Below are 15,634 nucleotides of genomic sequence, written 5' to 3'. Positions count from 1 at the left end.
CAGACGACATGCGGGACGCAAGACTCCGCCTATCCCGCTCCACCACAAGTGGAAAGTGCCGCCCCAATCTGGAATCCAGCAGCAATCATGAACAAGAAGCTCTTCACGACCCTCGTTTCCGCAGCAGCATTCGGCCTTTGCGTCATGGCATCGACGCAGGCCAACGCACAGGGTCCGAAAGACAGCGTCAACGCCGGTGACAAGTACGGCTACAACCTCCATAACGGCAAGCGCGATCCGTTCACCGACGGTGCGCGCGTCAACGACCGCCGCAACCCGTTTACCGACGGCGCGCGGGTCAATGACCGCCGCGATGCGTTCACCGACGGCGCTCACGGCGCCACGGCACTCGACCTCGCCGGCCGCGACCTGACCGGCGTGTCGGCGGCGCCGGCCTACAGCGGCGACACCAGCGGCGCCAGCGCCTGACGGCGCTGGTCGGCCCGACCGCGGGAGCCCTCCACCCGCGGCCGGGCCGGCCGATGCGGATTTTCTTGCAGCGTCCGCATCCCCCGCATCACCCGCATCCCCTTCACGGCGCGCATCCGCCGCCCGCCGGTTCCGGCCAGCAGATTCCCCTCCCCGCCAAGCCTCCCGCCGTTGCACTGCGCCGGCCCTGCGACCGGCCCTACGGCGCTTTCACCGCGATCACCATCCACGACACCCCGAAGCGGTCGGCGCACATGCCGAAGCGCTCGGCGAAGAAGGTCTCGCCCGCCGGCATCAGCACCTGGCCGCCCTCGGCCAGCGCGTTGAAGACGCGGTCCACGGCGGCCGCGTCGGGCACCGTGACCGATAGCGAGAAGCCCTGGAAACTGGGCTTGCCGCCGCAGCGCCCGTCGGACATCATCACCGTGGTCTCGCTGATGCGCAGGGACATGTGCATCACCTTTTCCCCGTCGATGGGGCCGGGCGCGCAGCCCTCCGGCGCGGCCGACTGTTGCGGCGGCGCTTCCTTGAAACGCATCAGCATCTCGACCTGCGCGTTCAGCACGCGCTTGTAGAACTCCGCCGCTTCCTCGCAGCGGCCCTCGAAGAACAGATAGGGTTGAACCAGCATCGTCTCGTCTCCTTGCGGGATGTCCCGCGGTGGCGCATGCGCGACTTGCCGCAGCGCTGTGCAGGCCGCGCGGGCGGCCACCATCCCAGCATAGTCCGCAAGGTTGACGCCGCCGTGTCGCGGCGCCCGTTTTTCGCGCGCGGCGCCCGGTGCGCATCCCGCCGGCGAGCAGGGAGCGGCGCGGCATCGACGTTAGAATGCCGCTCTCGTTCCCTCGTGCTGCGGAGTTGCCGTGCTGGCTGAACAACGACAAAAATTCATCCTCGACCAGCTTGCCGCCAGCGGCGCGCTGGCGATCAGCGAGCTGGTCAGCGAGCTCGACGTCTCGCGCGAGACCATCCGGCGCGACCTCAACGCGCTCGCCGCGCGCGGCCTGCTGATCCTCACGCACGGCGGGGCGCTGTCGCCCGAGCGGGCCGAGCCCGACGCCCAGACCCGCGCCGCGGTCAATGCCGAAGGCAAGCGCGCCATCGGCATGCGCGCGGCGGAACTGGTGCCCGACGGCGCCTCCGTGATCCTCGACTACGGCACCACCACCCACACGGTGGCGCAGGCGCTGCACGGCCACCGCAACCTCGTGGTCTACACCAACGACATCGCCATCGCGCTGCTGCTGGGCCGGCGCAACGGCAACCGCGTGGTGTTGCTGGGCGGCGAGCTGCAGGAGAACGAAGACGCCACGCACGGCTGGGACGCCATCGAGCAGTTGTCGCGCTATCACGCCGATTTCGCCTTCGTCGGCACCGGCGGCATCACGGCCGAAGGGCAGATGAGCGACTTCTCGCGCGCCGCCGCGGAACTGCGCGGGCGCATGCTGCTGGCCGCCAGCGTGGCCTGCGTGGTGGCCGACCACACCAAGTTCGGCCGCCATGCCGGCGTGCTGGTCAAGCATTTCGACAAGGCCGCCTACCTGATCTCCGACATGGCGCCCGAGCCATCCATTGCCGCCGCGCTGAACGCGCGCGGCCCGGCGCTGCGCCTCGCCTGAGGCGCGCCGCGCCGCTCTCCGGCTCGATTTCCGGCCTGGCTTCCGGCGCGCATCCGATGCGAATCCGGCGAGCGGCGGTGTCCGCCAGCGCGGCCGTTGATCGCACGGAAAAAGCGGCCGGTTCCGCTCTCCGGGTGGCGTTTCGTCATCGTTTGCCGCCGCCCGCATGCCTGCCAAGGCACAGCGGATGCTAAGCTTCCGCCTTGTAGATACATTCAGGATCACACATGAATGTATCTTCATGTCCGCGGCGGTGCCGCCCCTGAATGTCCCCGGGGCACGCCGCGGCATCTTCCGGCACGCCGGCGGGCACGTATCCGCGGCGGCCGTCCCGACCGAAGCTTCAGCACACAACCCGATACGAAGAGACACCCGTGAGACCTGCCTCCCTCGAAACCTTCCTGGCCGGCGTTGCCCGGCGCGATCCCGACCAGCCCGAATTCCTCCAGGCCGTGAAGGAAGTCATGATGACGCTGTGGCCGTTCGTCGAACAGCATCCGCGCTACGGCGAGCAGGCCCTGCTCGAGCGGCTGGTCGAGCCCGAGCGTGTGATCCAGTTCCGCGTGGCGTGGACCGACGACCGCGGCCACGTGCAGGTCAACCGCGCGTTCCGCGTGCAGCACAGCTCCGCCATCGGCCCCTACAAGGGCGGCATGCGCCTGCATCCCACCGTCAACCTGTCGGTGCTCAAGTTCCTCGGCTTCGAGCAGACCCTCAAGAACGCGCTCACCACGCTGCCGATGGGCGGCGGCAAGGGCGGCTCCGACTTCGATCCCAAGGGCAAGTCCGACGGCGAGGTCATGCGCTTCTGCCAGGCACTGATGACCGAACTGCACCGCCATCTCGGCCCCGACACCGACGTGCCCGCCGGCGACATCGGCGTGGGCGCGCGCGAGGTCGGCTTCATGGCCGGCATGATGAAGAAGCTCTCCAACCACGCCGCCTGCGTGTTCACCGGCAAGGGCTTGTCCTTCGGCGGCAGCCTGATGCGGCCCGAAGCCACCGGCTACGGCACGGTGTACTTCGCGCAGGAAATGCTGCACCGGCGCGGGCGCGGCCTCGACGGCCTGCGCGTGCTGATCTCCGGCGCGGGCAACGTGGCGCAGTTCGCCGCCGAGAAAGCCATCGAGCTCGGCGCCAAGGTGCTCACCGTGTCCGACTCCGGCGGCGTGTTGCACTATCCCAGGGGCATGGACCGCGCGCAGCTCGCCGCGCTGATGGCCTTCAAGAATGAAACGCGCGGCCGCCTGGCCGATTTCGCCGCCGCGCACGACCTGCACTTCGAAGCCGGCCGCACGCCGTGGCACGTGCCCGCCGACGTGGCGCTGCCGTGCGCCACCCAGAACGAGCTCGACGGCGCCGACGCCGAACGCCTGCTGGCCAACGGCGTGTTCTGCGTGGCCGAAGGCGCCAACATGCCATCCACGCTCGACGCCGTCGACCGCTTCCTGGCCGCGCGCATCCTGTACGCGCCGGGCAAGGCCAGCAACGCCGGCGGCGTGGCCACCTCGGGCCTGGAGATGTCGCAGAACGCCATGCGCCTGGCGTGGCACCACGCTGAAGTCGACGAAAAACTGCACGCCATCATGAAGGACATCCACGGCAACTGCATCCACTACGGGCAGAAGGCGGACGGTTATGTCAACTACGTGGAAGGCGCCAACGTGGCCGGGTTCGTGAAGGTGGCCGATGCGATGCTGGCGCAGGGGGTGGTGTAGCGGCTGGCCATGATGGCAGGCGGGCCCGGATGCTTCGCGGGCTAAAGATATCCGGCCCATGTCCGATACATTGATGTGTGCCGCTGCATGACGGCCATGCCGCGGCGTGCCTCTTTCATCAATACGAAAACAAGAATCCAATGTCCAAGAACATCAAAATCAATGGAGCAGTCACCCGGGTCATGGTTTACGGCTTTGCCGTGGCGGCATTGATGGGCTGCGCGCTCGGGCGCGACGTGGTGGCCGTCAAGGCGCCCAGCGCCGACAATCCGGCAACGGGCAAGGCAGTGCGCATCGAGGCCGTGCTGGATAACCGCAAGTTCGAAGCCGCGCCGTCCAGCCCGGACATTCCGTCTCTCGACGACGCCGAGGACAACGGCCAGGACAGCAAGGCGCGCGCGATCGGGCGCAAGCGCAATGGCTATGGCAAGGCGCTGGGGGACGTGGTCCTGCCCGAAGGGCAGACCGTATCCGGCCTGACCGAGGCGGCGCTCGCCACGGCCTTCAAGGAGTCCGGCTACATCGTGGCAAGCAAGGGCGACGCCAACTACGATGCGGCCGCGCCGGTCAGCGCGCGCATCAACGAATTCTGGGCCTGGTTCAAGCCGGGATTCTGGTCGGTGACTACCAGCCAGAAATCGGAGGTGGAACTGGAAGGCAACGTGGGCCCGCTCGCCGGCAAGCAGGTGATCAAGGCCACGGTGTCGGAGTCCAGGCAGGTGGTGACTGTCGATGACTGGCGCGACATCGTCGAGAAAGGGCTGCGGGCCATCACGGACCAGACCAAGCAACTGCTGGCACGCTGAGCGGCCATCTCCGCATCTCCGCGGCGCAGGAAAACTCAAAGATCGAGCTGCAACGACATGGAGCCGCTACCCTCGTCGCCCGCCGCCGGCACCGCGCAGCAGATCAGCGCTTCCCCGTCCGACACCTCGAATTCCGGCGTGCCGGCGTAGGCCACCGCGCCCTGCACGATGCGTGTGCGGCAGGTGCCGCAACTGCCGTTGCGGCAGCCGAACTCGGGTGCGAGTCCGCGCTGTTCGGCCAGTTCGAGCAGCGAGCCGGCGGCGGGCGACCAGCGCGCTTCCTTGCCGGAGCGGGTGAAGACCACCGGCACCGGCGCCGTGGCGGGCCTGGCGGTGGGCGCGGCGGCGGGCTGGGCGGCGGGCTGGGCGGCGTTGTCGCGGCGGCGGCGCAGCGCGGCGGGGCCGAAGGCTTCGGCGTGGATGCGGTCGTCGGCCACGTTGAGCGCGCGCAGGCCGTCGTAGAGGGACTGCATGAACGGGCCGGGGCCGCACAGGTAGAAGTCGTAGTCGCCGAAGGGCAGGTGGCGCTGGAGCATGGCGATGTCGATGCGGCCGGCTTCGTCGAAGTCCTGCTGCGGCTCGGCGTCGCGCGGGTCGCTGAGCACGCGCACGTATTGCACGGCGCCCTGGGCGCTGTCGGCCAGCGCGCCCAGTTCGCGCGCGAAGGCGCGTTCGGGCAGCGTGCGCGCGGCATGGAAGAAGTAGGCCGGGCGCGTGCGGCGGGTGCGCAGTCCTTCGTGGACGAGGTGGCGCAGCATGGCCAGCATGGGCGTGACGCCGATGCCGGCGGCCAGCAGCACGGCGGGGCGCGGCGCGGCCGCGTCGATGGTGAACGTGCCGGCGGGCGCGCGCGCTTGCACGATGTCGCCGACCTTGACGTGGTCGTGCAGGTGCTGCGACACCGTGCCTTCGCGCTTGACGCTGATGCGGTAGACGCCGTCGGCCGGCGCCGACGACAGCGTATAGGTCCGGATCGCCGGCGCGGGCGGCGAGCCGGCCGTCACGCGGATCGGCAGGTACTGGCCGGCGCGGTGCGGCAGCAGCCCGGCGCCGTCGGCGGGTTCGAGGTGGAGCGAGCGGATGCCCATGCTTTCCTCGACCAGCCGCGTCACGCGGAACGGGCGCCACGTATCGGCCAGCGGACGCGCGCGCAGGCGCTCGGCGGCTTCGCGCCAGTCGCCGGTGAGCTCGACCGAGGGCGACGTGCCTTCGGGCTCGGGCGTCCAGCGCAGCGGCAGCGCGTCTTCGCGCCGCACCACGCTGGCCGGCATGAAGCGCCACAGGCGCTCGGCGCCCTGGAACGCGGCGATTTCCGGCGAGTCCAGGATGACCTGCGCCGAGCCGGTCATCTGCAGGAGTTCGCCGCTGGCGAAGTCCGCGAACACCAGCCCCGCGCGCGGGTTGGCCATGAAGTTGCCGAGCGTGTTGAAGAACAGGTTGCCGGAGAAATCCGGGATGGTCATGCCGCCGTCCTCGTCCAGCCGCACGAAGCCCGGCTTGCCGCCGCGATGGGATACGTCCACCTGGCGCGTGCCGTCGGGCAGGTCCACGTACGAGGCCACGAAGAAGGTATCGGCGCCGGCCACCAGCGCGCGGGCGCGCGCGTCCAGCCCGCTCATGCGCTGCGGCTGCGCGGCGCCCGGCGCGGCGGGGTCGCGCGTGAAGGCATAGTTGCGCTGCTGGATGTATTGCGGGCAGTTGCCGAAGCTCTGTCCCACCATGATCTCGAACACCGCGGCGTCCGCCGCCGGCGCGTCGCGCCGGATGGTGCCGTTGAGGCGGTTGCGGCGCCGCGTCAGCAGGTCGATGCCGAGCAGGCCGACGGCGTCGCCATGCTCCATGCCGCGCTCGGCGGGGTCGGCCGCCTCGCGCGGCAGGCGCGCGGCGAGCGCCTTGTCGTGCGGGGAATGCAGGAAGCCCGGCCTGCCCGCGCGCAGCGTGGCCCACACGTCGCCGTTCGGGTCCACCGCGCCGAGCACCACCACCGGCAACTGCGCGAAGAACTGGCGGTGCTGCTCCGGCATGTGGTCGCGCACGAAGCGCGCGCCGAGTTCCTCCATCTTGCGCGCCACCCCGGCGCGCTCCTGCAGCGTGCGTTCGCCCGCATGCCAGGGCAGCGGCGGGACCTGTGTCGGCGCGAGGGGCGAGGGCTGGGACATGATGGCGATCTCCGGAATGCGGCGCGGCCGCGGTGAGAACGATGGCGCGATGGCGCGGTGGTCAGGTGCTCAGGCGGCCAGTCCGGCCGGCGTCTGCTGGAAGGCGACGAAGCCGGGCAGCGCCTCGACGCGCGCGAGCCACGCATTGACGTTGGCATACGGCGCGAGGTCGACGAAGCCTTCGGGCGCGCGCGCGATGTAGCCGTAGAGCGCCACGTCGGCCAGCGTGGGATGGTCCGCCGCCAGCCACGGCGAGGCGGCCAGCGCATCGTCCACGCGCTTGAGCACGACGTGGGCGCGCGCGATGACTTCCTCCGCGTTCAGCGGCGCGCCGAACACCGTGATCAGGCGCGCGGCGGCGGGGCCGTAGGCGATCTCGCCGGCGGCGACCGACAGCCATTTCTGCACCGCCGCGGCGCCGGCGGGCGAGGCTGGCAGCCACGCGGTCTTGCCCAGGCTGGTGGCCAGGTAGACCAGGATCGCGTTGGAGTCCGAGACCACGTTGTCGCCGTCGACCAGCACGGGCACCTGGCCGAACGGGTTGAGCTTCAGGAACGCGGGTTCCTTGTGCGCGCGCTTGGCCAGGTCGACGTGGATGAACTCGGCATCCGCGCCGATCAGCGACAGGAACAGGCGGACACGGTGCGAGTGGCCGGAGAGCGGGTGGTGGTAGACCTTCATGGCTGGCATTCCTTGGGCAAGTGTGAGGGGGAATCGCCGCAGGCCGCGCGCCGGGCCGCGGTGGCCGCCGGCGTCTTGCCTGAGTGCGTGAAGGCATATTAGGAGCGCCGCCGCGCGGGAAAAACGGCGCCGGCGAGAAAGGACTCTTCTCGCTGGCCCAATAATGGGCGGCGTGGCGGGCGGTGTGCGGAGGGCGTGAAGCGGCGCGCCGGGCGCCGCGCTTCAGCGCAGCGAGGGATCGGCGCGCAGCGTGTCGATGGCCATGTCGAGGAAGGCGCGCACCTTGCGCGTGGCATGGCGGCCTTCCCGGTGGATGACGTTGATGGGCAGGGCCGGCGGCTCGAACTCGCGCAGCACCACCTGCAGCGTGCCGGCGCGCAGGTGGCCGGCGATCTGGTACGACAGCAGCCGCACGATGCCGAAGCCGGCCGCCGCCGCGACGATGGCCGACTCGTTGGTCGAGGTGGTCAGGCGCGGCTGCAGGCGCGTGACCACCTGGCTGCCGCCGGCGTCGAAGCGCCACTCGGGCGAGGCCGAGACCGCGCTGGCCACGATGACCGTGTGCCGCGCGAGATCCTCCGGCGCCTGCGGCACGCCATGCCGCTCGAGATAGGCGGGCGCCGCGCACACCACGCGCCGCACGCGCCCGACCGGCGCCGCCTGCAGCGACGAGTCCGGCAGCTCGCCGATGCGGATGCCCACGTCGATGCCTTCCTCGACCAGGTTGACGGTGCGGTCGAGCAGCAGGCAGGTGGCGTCCACGTCCGGGTAGCGCTGCAGGTACGCGGTGACGATCGGCATGGCGTAGGCCGCGCCGAACAGCACCGGCGCGGTGATGGTGAGCTGCCCGCGCGGCTCCGCGTGGGAGCCGGCGGCCAGCAGTTCGGCGTCGTCGATCTCGCCGAGGATGCGCCGGCAGTTCTCGAAGTAGGCCGAGCCGGTGTCGGTCAGCCGCACCAGCCGCGTGGTGCGGGTCAGCAGGCGCACCGCGAGATGCGCCTCGAGTTCGTTGACGATGCGGCTCACCACCGACGGCGAGACGTCGAGCTTGTTCGCGGCGGCGGTGAAGCCGCCGGTCTCCACCACGGTGACGAAGGTCTTCATGGCTTGCAGTCGGTCCACCCCTCGCTCTCCCCGTTCCGTGCGCCCGGCGGCGCTTCGTGGCGGAGTATAGCGCCGGTGCCGGCGCCGGCGCGGCCGGCGTTCAGCCCACGGCCAGCACGATATTGCCCACGCCCAGGTTGGATTCCATGCGCCGGTGCGCGTCGGCGGCGTCGGCCAGCGCAAACACGCTGTCCACCACGGGCGCGAGGCCGCCCGTGCCGAAGCGGTGCAGCCACTGCCCGGCAAAGCGCTGCGTCATGGCGCGCTTGGCCTCCGGCGTGCGCGACTTCATCACCGTGCCGATGATCTGCAGGTGGCCGTACAGCAGCCGCTCCAGCGGCAGCGCCGCGCCCTCGGTGCCGCCCAGCAGGCCCACCTGCACCAGCCGGCCGCCGTCGGCCAGCGCGCGCACGTTGCGCTCCAGGTAGGGCGCGCCGATGAAGTCCACCACCACGTCGACGCCGCGCCCGTCCGTGGCCCGCGCGACCGCCGCGGCGAAATCCTCCGTCTTGTAGTCGATGGCCACGTCGGCGCCGAGCGCGCGCACGCGCTCGAGCTTGCCCGCGCCGGCGGTGGCGAAGACCGTCGCGCCGGCGGCGCGCGCAAGCTGCACCGCCGCCGAGCCGACGCCGCCTGCCGCCGCGTGGATCAGCACCGTGTCGCCGGCCTGCGCGCGGCCCAGGTGGAACAGCGCCTCGTGCGCGGTGACGAAGACCTCGGGGATGGCCGCGGCCTCCGCGTAGCCCATGCCGTCGGGGATGCGCATGGCCATGCGGTGGTCGATGCGGGCCAGTTCGGCATAGCCGCCGCCGCCCACGACGCCCATCACGCGGTCGCCCGGCGCGAAGCCGCGCACCTCCGCGCCCATGCCGATCACTTCGCCGGCGATCTCCAGCCCCATGATGTCCGAGTCGCCGAAGTGCTCGCGGCCGTAGCCGCCGCGCCGCTGGATCACGTCGACGCGGTTCACGCCGGCGGCGTGGTTGCGCACCAGCAGGTCGTGCGGGCGCAGCGCCGGCGCGGGCACGGTCTCCAGGCGCAGCACGTCGGCTTCGCCGAAGTCGCGGAAGGTGATGGCGTTCATGGTGTTGGTCTTGTTCATGTGTGTGGTGCCCGGTTCCGGGCTGCGTGGTTGGATGGACCGAGTATAGGTTTGCGCGCTGATGTATTTGTGCTGCATTATTCCGCTCGCTAAATGCAAATTTGCATCACACGGGAGCGGCTTTCCATGAACTGGGACGACACGCGGATCTTTCTCGCGGTACAGCGCGAGCGCACCTTGCGGCGCGCCGCGCGCACGCTGGAGCTCGACCAGGCCACGGTCGGCCGGCGCCTCGCGGCGCTGGAGCGGGCGCTCGGCGCCACGCTGTTCCTGCGCACTTCCGATGGCTACGCGCTCACGCCGGCCGGCGAGGCGGTGCTGCGCTCGGCGCTGAAGATGGAGCAGTCGGCGCACGAGCTGCTGCGGCAGGCGCAGGGCGCGGACACGCGGCTCGAGGGCGAGGTGCGCGTGACCACCACGGACTCGCTGGCGCTGGCGTTCCTGATCCCCGCCATCGGGCGCCTGCACGCGGCGCATCCTGACGTGAAGATCCTGCTCGACACCTCCACCAACGTGCTCAACCTGGCGCGGCGCGAGGCGGACATCGCCGTGCGCACCATGAAGCCCGAGAACCCCGACCTGGTGGCGCGCCGGCTGGCGCGCTGGCCGGTCGGGCTCTATGCCGCGCCGGCCTATCTCGAGCGGCACGGCGAGCCGGTGCCCGGCACCGCGTTCGCCGGGCACGACCTGGTGGTCTACCAGCCGCTGATGGCGGGCAACCGCGCGCCCACGCTGGCCGGCGAGCCGATCCACGGCGGGCGCATCGTGGCCGGCATGTATTCGAGCCTGATGCTGCGCAACGCCATCAAGGCCGGCATCGCCATCGGCGAAGTGCCGGTCCACCTGGGCGAGCGCGACGGGCTGGTGCGCGTGTGGCCCGGCAGCACGCGCGCCCAGCATTACGAGGTCTGGCTCGTCACGCACCAGGACCTGCGCCACACGGCGCGCGTGCGGGCGATGATCGACGAGATCGTGCGCGCGTTCGAGAGCCCGGAGGAGGCGGTCTGGTAGGTGGTCTGGCAGGCGGCCGGAGACGCGGCCTGAACGGGCGGGCGGCCCGCGCGTCGCGGGCAGCGGCGGTATGATCTGCGCTCGGCGCCCGCCGCGGATGACGCCGGCCCGAGCGCATTCCCCCAATGCACCGCGAAGAACAGGAGATCGCCATGACCCGTCCCGCCGCCGAGAAGCGCGCCGCCTTCCGCGCCCTGCACCAGCAGGGCTGCTTCGTGCTGCCCAATCCGTGGGACGTGGGCAGCGCGCGCATGCTGCAGCACCTGGGCTTTGCCGCGCTGGCCTCGACCAGTTCGGGCCTGGCGTGGTCGCTGGGCCGCGCCGACAACGCGGTCGGCCGCGACGACGTGCTGCGCCACCTGGGCGCGCTGTGCGCGGGCGTGGACCTGCCCGTCAACGCCGATTTCGAATCCGGCTTCGCGCACGCGCCGGAAGGCGTGGCGGGCAATGTGCGCCTGGCCATCGAGACCGGCGTGGCCGGCCTGTCCATCGAGGATCTCGATGCGCGCAGCGGCGCGCTGTACGACAAGGCGCTCGCGGTCGAGCGCATCCGCGCCGCGCGCGCGGCCATCGACGCCTCGGGCGAGGACGTGCTGCTGGTTGCCCGCACCGAAGGCATGCTGGCCGATCCCGCCGCGCTGGCGCCCGCCATCGACAGGCTGGTCGCCTTCGCCGAAGCCGGCGCCGACTGCCTCTACGCGCCGGGCGTGGTGGCCAGGGCCGACATCGAGGCAATGGTGCGCGCTGTCGCGCCCCGGCCGCTCAACGTGCTGATGATGCGGCCCGGCATGAGCGTGGCCGAGCTGGCCGGCCTCGGCGTGCGGCGCATCAGCGTGGGCGGCGGCCTCGCGCGCGCGGCCTGGGCCGGCATGCTGGCCGCCGCCGAGCAGCTCAAGGCGGGTTCGTTCGACGGGCTGGGCAAGGCGCTGCCGTCGCGGCAGCTCAACGACGTGTTCGGCAGTTTCCCGTGAGTCCCGTGAGTCTCTCTAGCCCTCGACGCTGCCGGCCAGCGCCGCCTTGGCGAAGTCGATGAAGACGCGCAGCTTCTTCGGCATGCCGGTCCGGTTGTAGTAATAGAGATAGAGGCCGGCGCGCGGGATCCAGCCGTCCAGCACGCTCACCAGCCGCCCGGCCTGGAGGTGCGGCTCGGCGATGCTGTGCTGGAGGTAGCCGAAGCCGAAGCCGTCCAGCGTGGACTGCAGCAGCAGCCCGCTGTCATTGGTGGCGATGCGCCCGGTCACGGCCATGCGCAGCTTCTCGTCGCCTTTCTCGAACTCCCAGCGGTACAGCGCGCCGTTGTCGGCGCTGCGGTAGTTGACGCACTCGTGCGCGAGCAGGTCGCGCGGATGGCGCGGCCGCGGCCGGGACTGCAGGTACGCCGGCGCGGCGACCACGCAGAAGCGCATCTGCGTGACCAGCGGCACCACCACCATGTCTTCCTCCAGCACGTTGTCGTAGCGGATGCCCGCGTCGAAGCCGCGGCCGACGATGTCCACCAGGCTGTTGTCCGCGATCACGTCGACGTTGATGTCGGGGTAGGCGGTGAGGAAGTCCTTCAGCACCGGCTCGATCACGCGCGGGATGGCGGAGTGGGGCACGTTCAGGCGGAGGGTGCCCATCGAGCGGCTGGAGGCGCCGGCCACGTCGTGCATTGCCAGCTCCAGCTCCTGCAGCAGCGGAGCGATGCGCGTGAGAAACTTGGCGCCGGCCTCGGTCAGGCTGACGCTGCGCGTGGTGCGGTTGAGCAGGCGGGCGCCGAGGCGCTCCTCGATCTTGCGCACCGTGTAGCTGACCGACGTGACCGGGATGCCCAGCGCGCGCGCGGCGGCGCTGAAGCTCTGTTCCTGCGCCACCCGGGCGAAAACCGACAAGGCCTGGAAATCAGCATGGTTCATTGTGCAATTTTCCTGCAAAGTCCTTTTGGATTATCTTCCTTCTTGATACGGTTCGCAACGTCCATACTCCGATGTGCCGGAGCCGCCCGCGGTGGCGGCTCCATGCAGGCAACCGCATTTCAAGCAAACCATCTGGAGAAGTGATGAAAACCTGGTTCATTACGGGCGTGAGCACCGGTTTCGGACGTGCGCTGGCGCAAGCCGTCATCGCGCAGGGCGACAAGGTCGCGGGCACGCTGCGCAACGAAGCGCAGCGCGCCGAGTTCGCCGCGCTGGCCAAGGGCCAGTCCTTCGGCTACATCCTCGACGTGCGCGACGACGCGGCGATCCCCGGCGTGGTGGCGCAGGTCGAGCGCGAGGCCGGCCCCATCGACGTGCTGGTCAACAACGCCGGCTACGGCTACGAAAGCAGCATCGAGGAAGCCCCGCCGGCCGACGTGCGCGCGCAGTTCGACGTCAACGTCTTCGGCGCGCTGAGCGTGGCGCAGGCGGTGCTGCCCTACATGCGCCAGCGCCGCCGCGGCCATGTCCTGAACGTGACCTCGATGGGCGGGCTGATGACCTTCCCCGGCGTCGGCATCTACAACGCCAGCAAGTTCGCGCTCGAAGGCATCAACGAAGCGCTGGCCAAGGAAGTGAACGGATTCGGCATCAAGGTGACGGCCATCGAGCCGGGCGCGTTCCGCACCGACTGGGCCGGCCGCTCGATGCAGCGCACCGCGTCGGAGATCGAGGACTACGCCACCATGCTCGCGCCGCAGCGCGCCGCGCGCGCGGCCCGCTCGGGCAAGCAGCCCGGCGACCCCGCCAAGGCCGCGCAGGCCATCCTGCGGGTGGTGGCCGCCGAAGACCCGCCGGTGCACCTGCTGCTGGGCACCGACGCGCTCGGCTTCGTGCGCGAGAAGCTCAAGGAGCTGAACGCGGAAATCGACAAGTGGGAACACCTCACCGTGAGCACCGACTTCACCGAGTGAGCGGTTCGGCGCGCAGGGCAATGAACGAAGCCGTCAGATACGCCCACGCCGTCAGCGCTAGCCCAAGCAAGGTGTTCTTCCTCTCCCCTCACGGGGAGAGGGGCGGTTTGACTAGGAGCCACATCAAGCGGGGCCAGCGGTGTGGTCCAGCACAGAGGCCACGAACGAAGCCAATGGTGATGTCCAGCCCGGCTGCATTCGCCAGCCCCCGCCCTCTCCCCCGGCCCCTCTTTCCCGGCCCCTCTCCCACTTCGCGGCAGAGGGGAGCAAACCGCCGGTCGGCAGCCTCTGGCCGCCGGCCTACGCCAGCCCCTTGTTCGGATTGACCAGGAATTTCTCCCCGGTGGCGCGCTTGTTGTAGACCGCGATCTGCTTCAGGTCGAGCACCTCGGCCAGCGAGATTTCGCGCGCGTAGTGGCTGGCGAAGGTCGTCTTCAGTTCCGCCACCACGCGCGCCTTGAGCGCGTTCGCCGCTTCCGGGCCGATCTTCTGCAGGAACGGGAACACCAGCCAGCCGCCCATGCTCCACGCCATGCCGAAATTGCGGACGAACTCGGTCGGGCTGGGGTCCAGGCTGCCGTAGAGGTAGACCTGCTTGTGCGTCGACGAGCCATAGCGGCTGTAGGCGCGCGCGTTCCTGCTCAAGGCCGCTTCCATCGCGCCCAGGATCTGCCCGGCCAGCTTGCCGCCGCCGGTGGCGTCGAAGGCGATGGTCGCGCCGGTGGCGGCGATCGCCTCGGTCAGGTCCTGCGTGAAGGTCGGCGACGACATGTCGCACACATGGGCCGCGCCGAGCGACCTGAGCAGGTCCGCCTGTTCCTGCCGGCGCACGATGTTCACCAGGCCGATGCCGTCCTTCTGGCAGATCTTGTTGAGCATCTGGCCCAGGTTGGACGCGGCGGCGGTATGCACCAGCGCCTTGTGTCCCTCGCGCCGCATGGTCTCGGTCATGCCGAGCGCGGTCAGCGGATTGATGAACGACGAGGCGCCGTCCGCGGGCGTGGCGTCCGGCGGCAGCGCCAGGCTCTGCGCCACCGGCACGCAGCGGTACTGCGCGTACATCGCGCCGCCCAGCACCGCCACCGTCTTGCCGAGCAGCGCCTGCGCCGCGGCCGACGCACCGGCCGCCACCACCACGCCCGCGCCTTCGTTGCCGACCGGCATGGCGTCGTCGAGCCGGCCGGCCATGCTCTTCATCGCGCCCTCGGGCACGCGCGCGCTCACCACTGGCCGCTCCCGCGTGCCGCCGGCCTTCGCCGTGCTCATGTCGGCCGCGCCGAACAGCAGGCCGAGGTCCGACGGATTGAGCGGCGAGGCCTCGATGCGGACCAGCACTTCGTCGGGACCCGGCGCGGGCACGTCGACGCTGGCGAGGGACAGTTCGAGTTCGCCGCTGGCCTTGATCAGCGAGCGGAGCTGGAGGGCGGTGCGTGGGATGTCGGCTGGCATGCGGGGTCTCCTGGTTGGCTGGGCGCGGCGAGCGGCGGCCGCGGAGCCGGCGCCCGTTTCGCGATGCGCCATCCTACTGCAAGATCGGAAACCGGGTCGGCGGGCTTGCGGCCGGCGCCGGCATGCGGGTTTGCGCGGCGGCAGGAGAAAGAACGGCGCCGCGAACGCGGCGCCGGGGGGCGGCAGGCTGGTGCCGCGGAAGAGACAGCGTTGGCGCTTGTCGAGGAGGGCGGCGCCGGCTTCGCGGTGGCGCCTGCCCTTTTCCCCGATCCCTCTCCCGCGCGCGGAAGAGGGGAGACCACAAGTGTTACGGGCGGCTCCCTGTGGTCTCTTGCCGTCTTCTGCTTATCGCCTGTTGTTGACCAGTCCGCCGAGCAGGCCGCCGGCCGGGGCGTTGTTGCTGCCCGCGGTGCCGCCCGCTGCGCCGGTCAGGCCGGAGACCAGGCTGGTGACGGGGGCCAGCACGCCGGACAGCGGGTTGTTGCCGCCCGCCGCGCCGCCCACGGCGCCGGTCACGCCGGACACCACGCTGGTGACGGGCGTCAGCACGCCCGCCAGCGGACCGCCGCCGCTCCCGCCACCGCCCACGGCGCCGGTCAGGCCGCCGACCGTGTTGTTGAGCAGGGTCGTGACCGGCGCCAGCAGGCCCGCCGCGCCGCCGGTGCCGCCGCGGCCCCGCCGCGGCGG

The 15,634-nt window shown here is 70.9% G+C and carries 15 protein-coding genes; 7 read left to right on the top strand and 8 right to left on the bottom strand.

Annotation, left to right across the window (positions count from 1 at the left end):
- The first annotated feature begins 87 nt into the window (after positions 1 to 87).
- On the top strand, positions 88 to 429 hold the full coding sequence (locus AC3WXD_RS13245; protein ID WP_020423633.1) for a hypothetical protein: 342 nt from the start codon (positions 88 to 90) through the stop codon (positions 427 to 429).
- A 199-nt stretch (positions 430 to 628) separates the two neighbouring features.
- Here AC3WXD_RS13245 and AC3WXD_RS13240 read toward each other — a convergent pair whose 3' ends face one another.
- Positions 629 to 1,060: a VOC family protein gene (locus AC3WXD_RS13240; protein ID WP_492323903.1), complete on the bottom strand. Its 432-nt coding sequence runs from the start codon at positions 1,058 to 1,060 to the stop codon at positions 629 to 631.
- Between the two features lie 232 nt (positions 1,061 to 1,292).
- On the opposite strand from AC3WXD_RS13240, the gene AC3WXD_RS13235 reads away from it, so the two are divergent.
- From AC3WXD_RS13235 to AC3WXD_RS13225, 3 genes are all read left to right on the top strand, one after another.
- Complete coding sequence (locus AC3WXD_RS13235; protein WP_020200752.1) at positions 1,293 to 2,048, top strand: DeoR/GlpR family DNA-binding transcription regulator; 756 nt, start codon at positions 1,293 to 1,295, stop codon at positions 2,046 to 2,048.
- Positions 2,049 to 2,422: 374 nt separating this feature from the next.
- Positions 2,423 to 3,766 carry an NADP-specific glutamate dehydrogenase gene (gdhA, locus tag AC3WXD_RS13230; protein WP_020423632.1) on the top strand — a complete coding sequence of 448 codons (1,344 nt, stop codon included), beginning with the start codon at positions 2,423 to 2,425 and terminating at the stop codon, positions 3,764 to 3,766.
- 182 nt (positions 3,767 to 3,948) lie between these two features.
- Positions 3,949 to 4,572 carry a hypothetical protein gene (locus AC3WXD_RS13225; protein ID WP_020200750.1) on the top strand — a complete coding sequence of 208 codons (624 nt, stop codon included), beginning with the start codon at positions 3,949 to 3,951 and terminating at the stop codon, positions 4,570 to 4,572.
- 35 nt (positions 4,573 to 4,607) lie between these two features.
- Here the strand turns inward: AC3WXD_RS13225 and AC3WXD_RS13220 are convergent, their stop codons facing one another.
- The 4 genes from AC3WXD_RS13220 to AC3WXD_RS13205 form a co-directional block, all read right to left on the bottom strand.
- The gene (locus tag AC3WXD_RS13220; RefSeq protein WP_492323902.1) at positions 4,608 to 6,731 is read right to left on the bottom strand and encodes a 2Fe-2S iron-sulfur cluster-binding protein; all 2,124 of its coding nucleotides are present in this window, start codon (positions 6,729 to 6,731) and stop codon (positions 4,608 to 4,610) included.
- A 69-nt stretch (positions 6,732 to 6,800) separates the two neighbouring features.
- Entirely contained in the window at positions 6,801 to 7,412 is a 612-nt protein-coding gene (locus AC3WXD_RS13215) for a glutathione S-transferase family protein (protein ID WP_059413763.1), read from the bottom strand.
- A gap of 222 nt (positions 7,413 to 7,634) precedes the next feature.
- Positions 7,635 to 8,534, bottom strand: coding sequence for a LysR family transcriptional regulator (locus AC3WXD_RS13210; protein WP_492323901.1), 900 nt, complete (start codon positions 8,532 to 8,534; stop codon positions 7,635 to 7,637).
- Between the two features lie 82 nt (positions 8,535 to 8,616).
- Positions 8,617 to 9,600: an NAD(P)H-quinone oxidoreductase gene (locus tag AC3WXD_RS13205; RefSeq protein WP_492324013.1), complete on the bottom strand. Its 984-nt coding sequence runs from the start codon at positions 9,598 to 9,600 to the stop codon at positions 8,617 to 8,619.
- Between the two features lie 144 nt (positions 9,601 to 9,744).
- Here AC3WXD_RS13205 and AC3WXD_RS13200 point away from each other — a divergent pair, with 144 nt between their 5' ends.
- Together AC3WXD_RS13200 and AC3WXD_RS13195 are read left to right on the top strand one after the other, a co-directional pair.
- Positions 9,745 to 10,629: a LysR family transcriptional regulator gene (locus AC3WXD_RS13200; RefSeq protein WP_059413761.1), complete on the top strand. Its 885-nt coding sequence runs from the start codon at positions 9,745 to 9,747 to the stop codon at positions 10,627 to 10,629.
- 152 nt (positions 10,630 to 10,781) lie between these two features.
- Entirely contained in the window at positions 10,782 to 11,600 is an 819-nt protein-coding gene (locus AC3WXD_RS13195) for an isocitrate lyase/PEP mutase family protein (RefSeq protein ID WP_492323900.1), read from the top strand.
- 15 nt (positions 11,601 to 11,615) lie between these two features.
- Here AC3WXD_RS13195 and AC3WXD_RS13190 read toward each other — a convergent pair whose 3' ends face one another.
- Positions 11,616 to 12,524, bottom strand: coding sequence for a LysR family transcriptional regulator (locus tag AC3WXD_RS13190; RefSeq protein ID WP_020200743.1), 909 nt, complete (start codon positions 12,522 to 12,524; stop codon positions 11,616 to 11,618).
- Positions 12,525 to 12,667: 143 nt separating this feature from the next.
- Between AC3WXD_RS13190 and AC3WXD_RS13185 the strand changes: the two genes are divergently transcribed.
- Positions 12,668 to 13,498, top strand: a complete 831-nt coding sequence (locus AC3WXD_RS13185) for an oxidoreductase (RefSeq protein WP_020200742.1) — start codon at positions 12,668 to 12,670, stop codon at positions 13,496 to 13,498.
- 300 nt (positions 13,499 to 13,798) lie between these two features.
- Here AC3WXD_RS13185 and AC3WXD_RS13180 read toward each other — a convergent pair whose 3' ends face one another.
- Both AC3WXD_RS13180 and AC3WXD_RS13175 read right to left on the bottom strand, forming a co-directional pair.
- Entirely contained in the window at positions 13,799 to 14,947 is a 1,149-nt protein-coding gene (locus AC3WXD_RS13180) for a zinc-binding dehydrogenase (protein ID WP_454732808.1), read from the bottom strand.
- A gap of 345 nt (positions 14,948 to 15,292) precedes the next feature.
- Complete coding sequence (locus tag AC3WXD_RS13175; RefSeq protein WP_492323899.1) at positions 15,293 to 15,496, bottom strand: hypothetical protein; 204 nt, start codon at positions 15,494 to 15,496, stop codon at positions 15,293 to 15,295.
- Positions 15,497 to 15,634: the final 138 nt, after the last annotated feature.

It is taken from the genome of Cupriavidus sp. FW216-B1 (genome assembly GCF_058789195.1).
Note: the sequence above shows the minus strand (reverse complement) of the source record. Positions and strands in the feature narration are given on the sequence as shown.

What these genes read in the sequence shown, in the direction of transcription:
- AC3WXD_RS13225 (WP_020200750.1), top strand. Translation starts at nt 3,949, where the DNA reads ATGGTTTACGGCTTTGCCGTGGCGGCATTGATGGGCTGCGCGCTCGGG.
- AC3WXD_RS13190 (WP_020200743.1), bottom strand. Translation starts at nt 12,524, where the DNA reads ATGAACCATGCTGATTTCCAGGCCTTGTCGGTTTTCGCCCGGGTGGCG.
- AC3WXD_RS13215 (WP_059413763.1), bottom strand. Translation starts at nt 7,412, where the DNA reads ATGAAGGTCTACCACCACCCGCTCTCCGGCCACTCGCACCGTGTCCGC.
- AC3WXD_RS13180 (WP_454732808.1), bottom strand. Translation starts at nt 14,947, where the DNA reads ATGCCAGCCGACATCCCACGCACCGCCCTCCAGCTCCGCTCGCTGATC.
- AC3WXD_RS13220 (WP_492323902.1), bottom strand. Translation starts at nt 6,731, where the DNA reads ATGTCCCAGCCCTCGCCCCTCGCGCCGACACAGGTCCCGCCGCTGCCC.
- AC3WXD_RS13185 (WP_020200742.1), top strand. Translation starts at nt 12,668, where the DNA reads ATGAAAACCTGGTTCATTACGGGCGTGAGCACCGGTTTCGGACGTGCG.
- AC3WXD_RS13195 (WP_492323900.1), top strand. Translation starts at nt 10,782, where the DNA reads ATGACCCGTCCCGCCGCCGAGAAGCGCGCCGCCTTCCGCGCCCTGCAC.
- AC3WXD_RS13205 (WP_492324013.1), bottom strand. Translation starts at nt 9,600, where the DNA reads ATGAACGCCATCACCTTCCGCGACTTCGGCGAAGCCGACGTGCTGCGC.
- AC3WXD_RS13200 (WP_059413761.1), top strand. Translation starts at nt 9,745, where the DNA reads ATGAACTGGGACGACACGCGGATCTTTCTCGCGGTACAGCGCGAGCGC.
- AC3WXD_RS13245 (WP_020423633.1), top strand. Translation starts at nt 88, where the DNA reads ATGAACAAGAAGCTCTTCACGACCCTCGTTTCCGCAGCAGCATTCGGC.
- AC3WXD_RS13240 (WP_492323903.1), bottom strand. Translation starts at nt 1,060, where the DNA reads ATGCTGGTTCAACCCTATCTGTTCTTCGAGGGCCGCTGCGAGGAAGCG.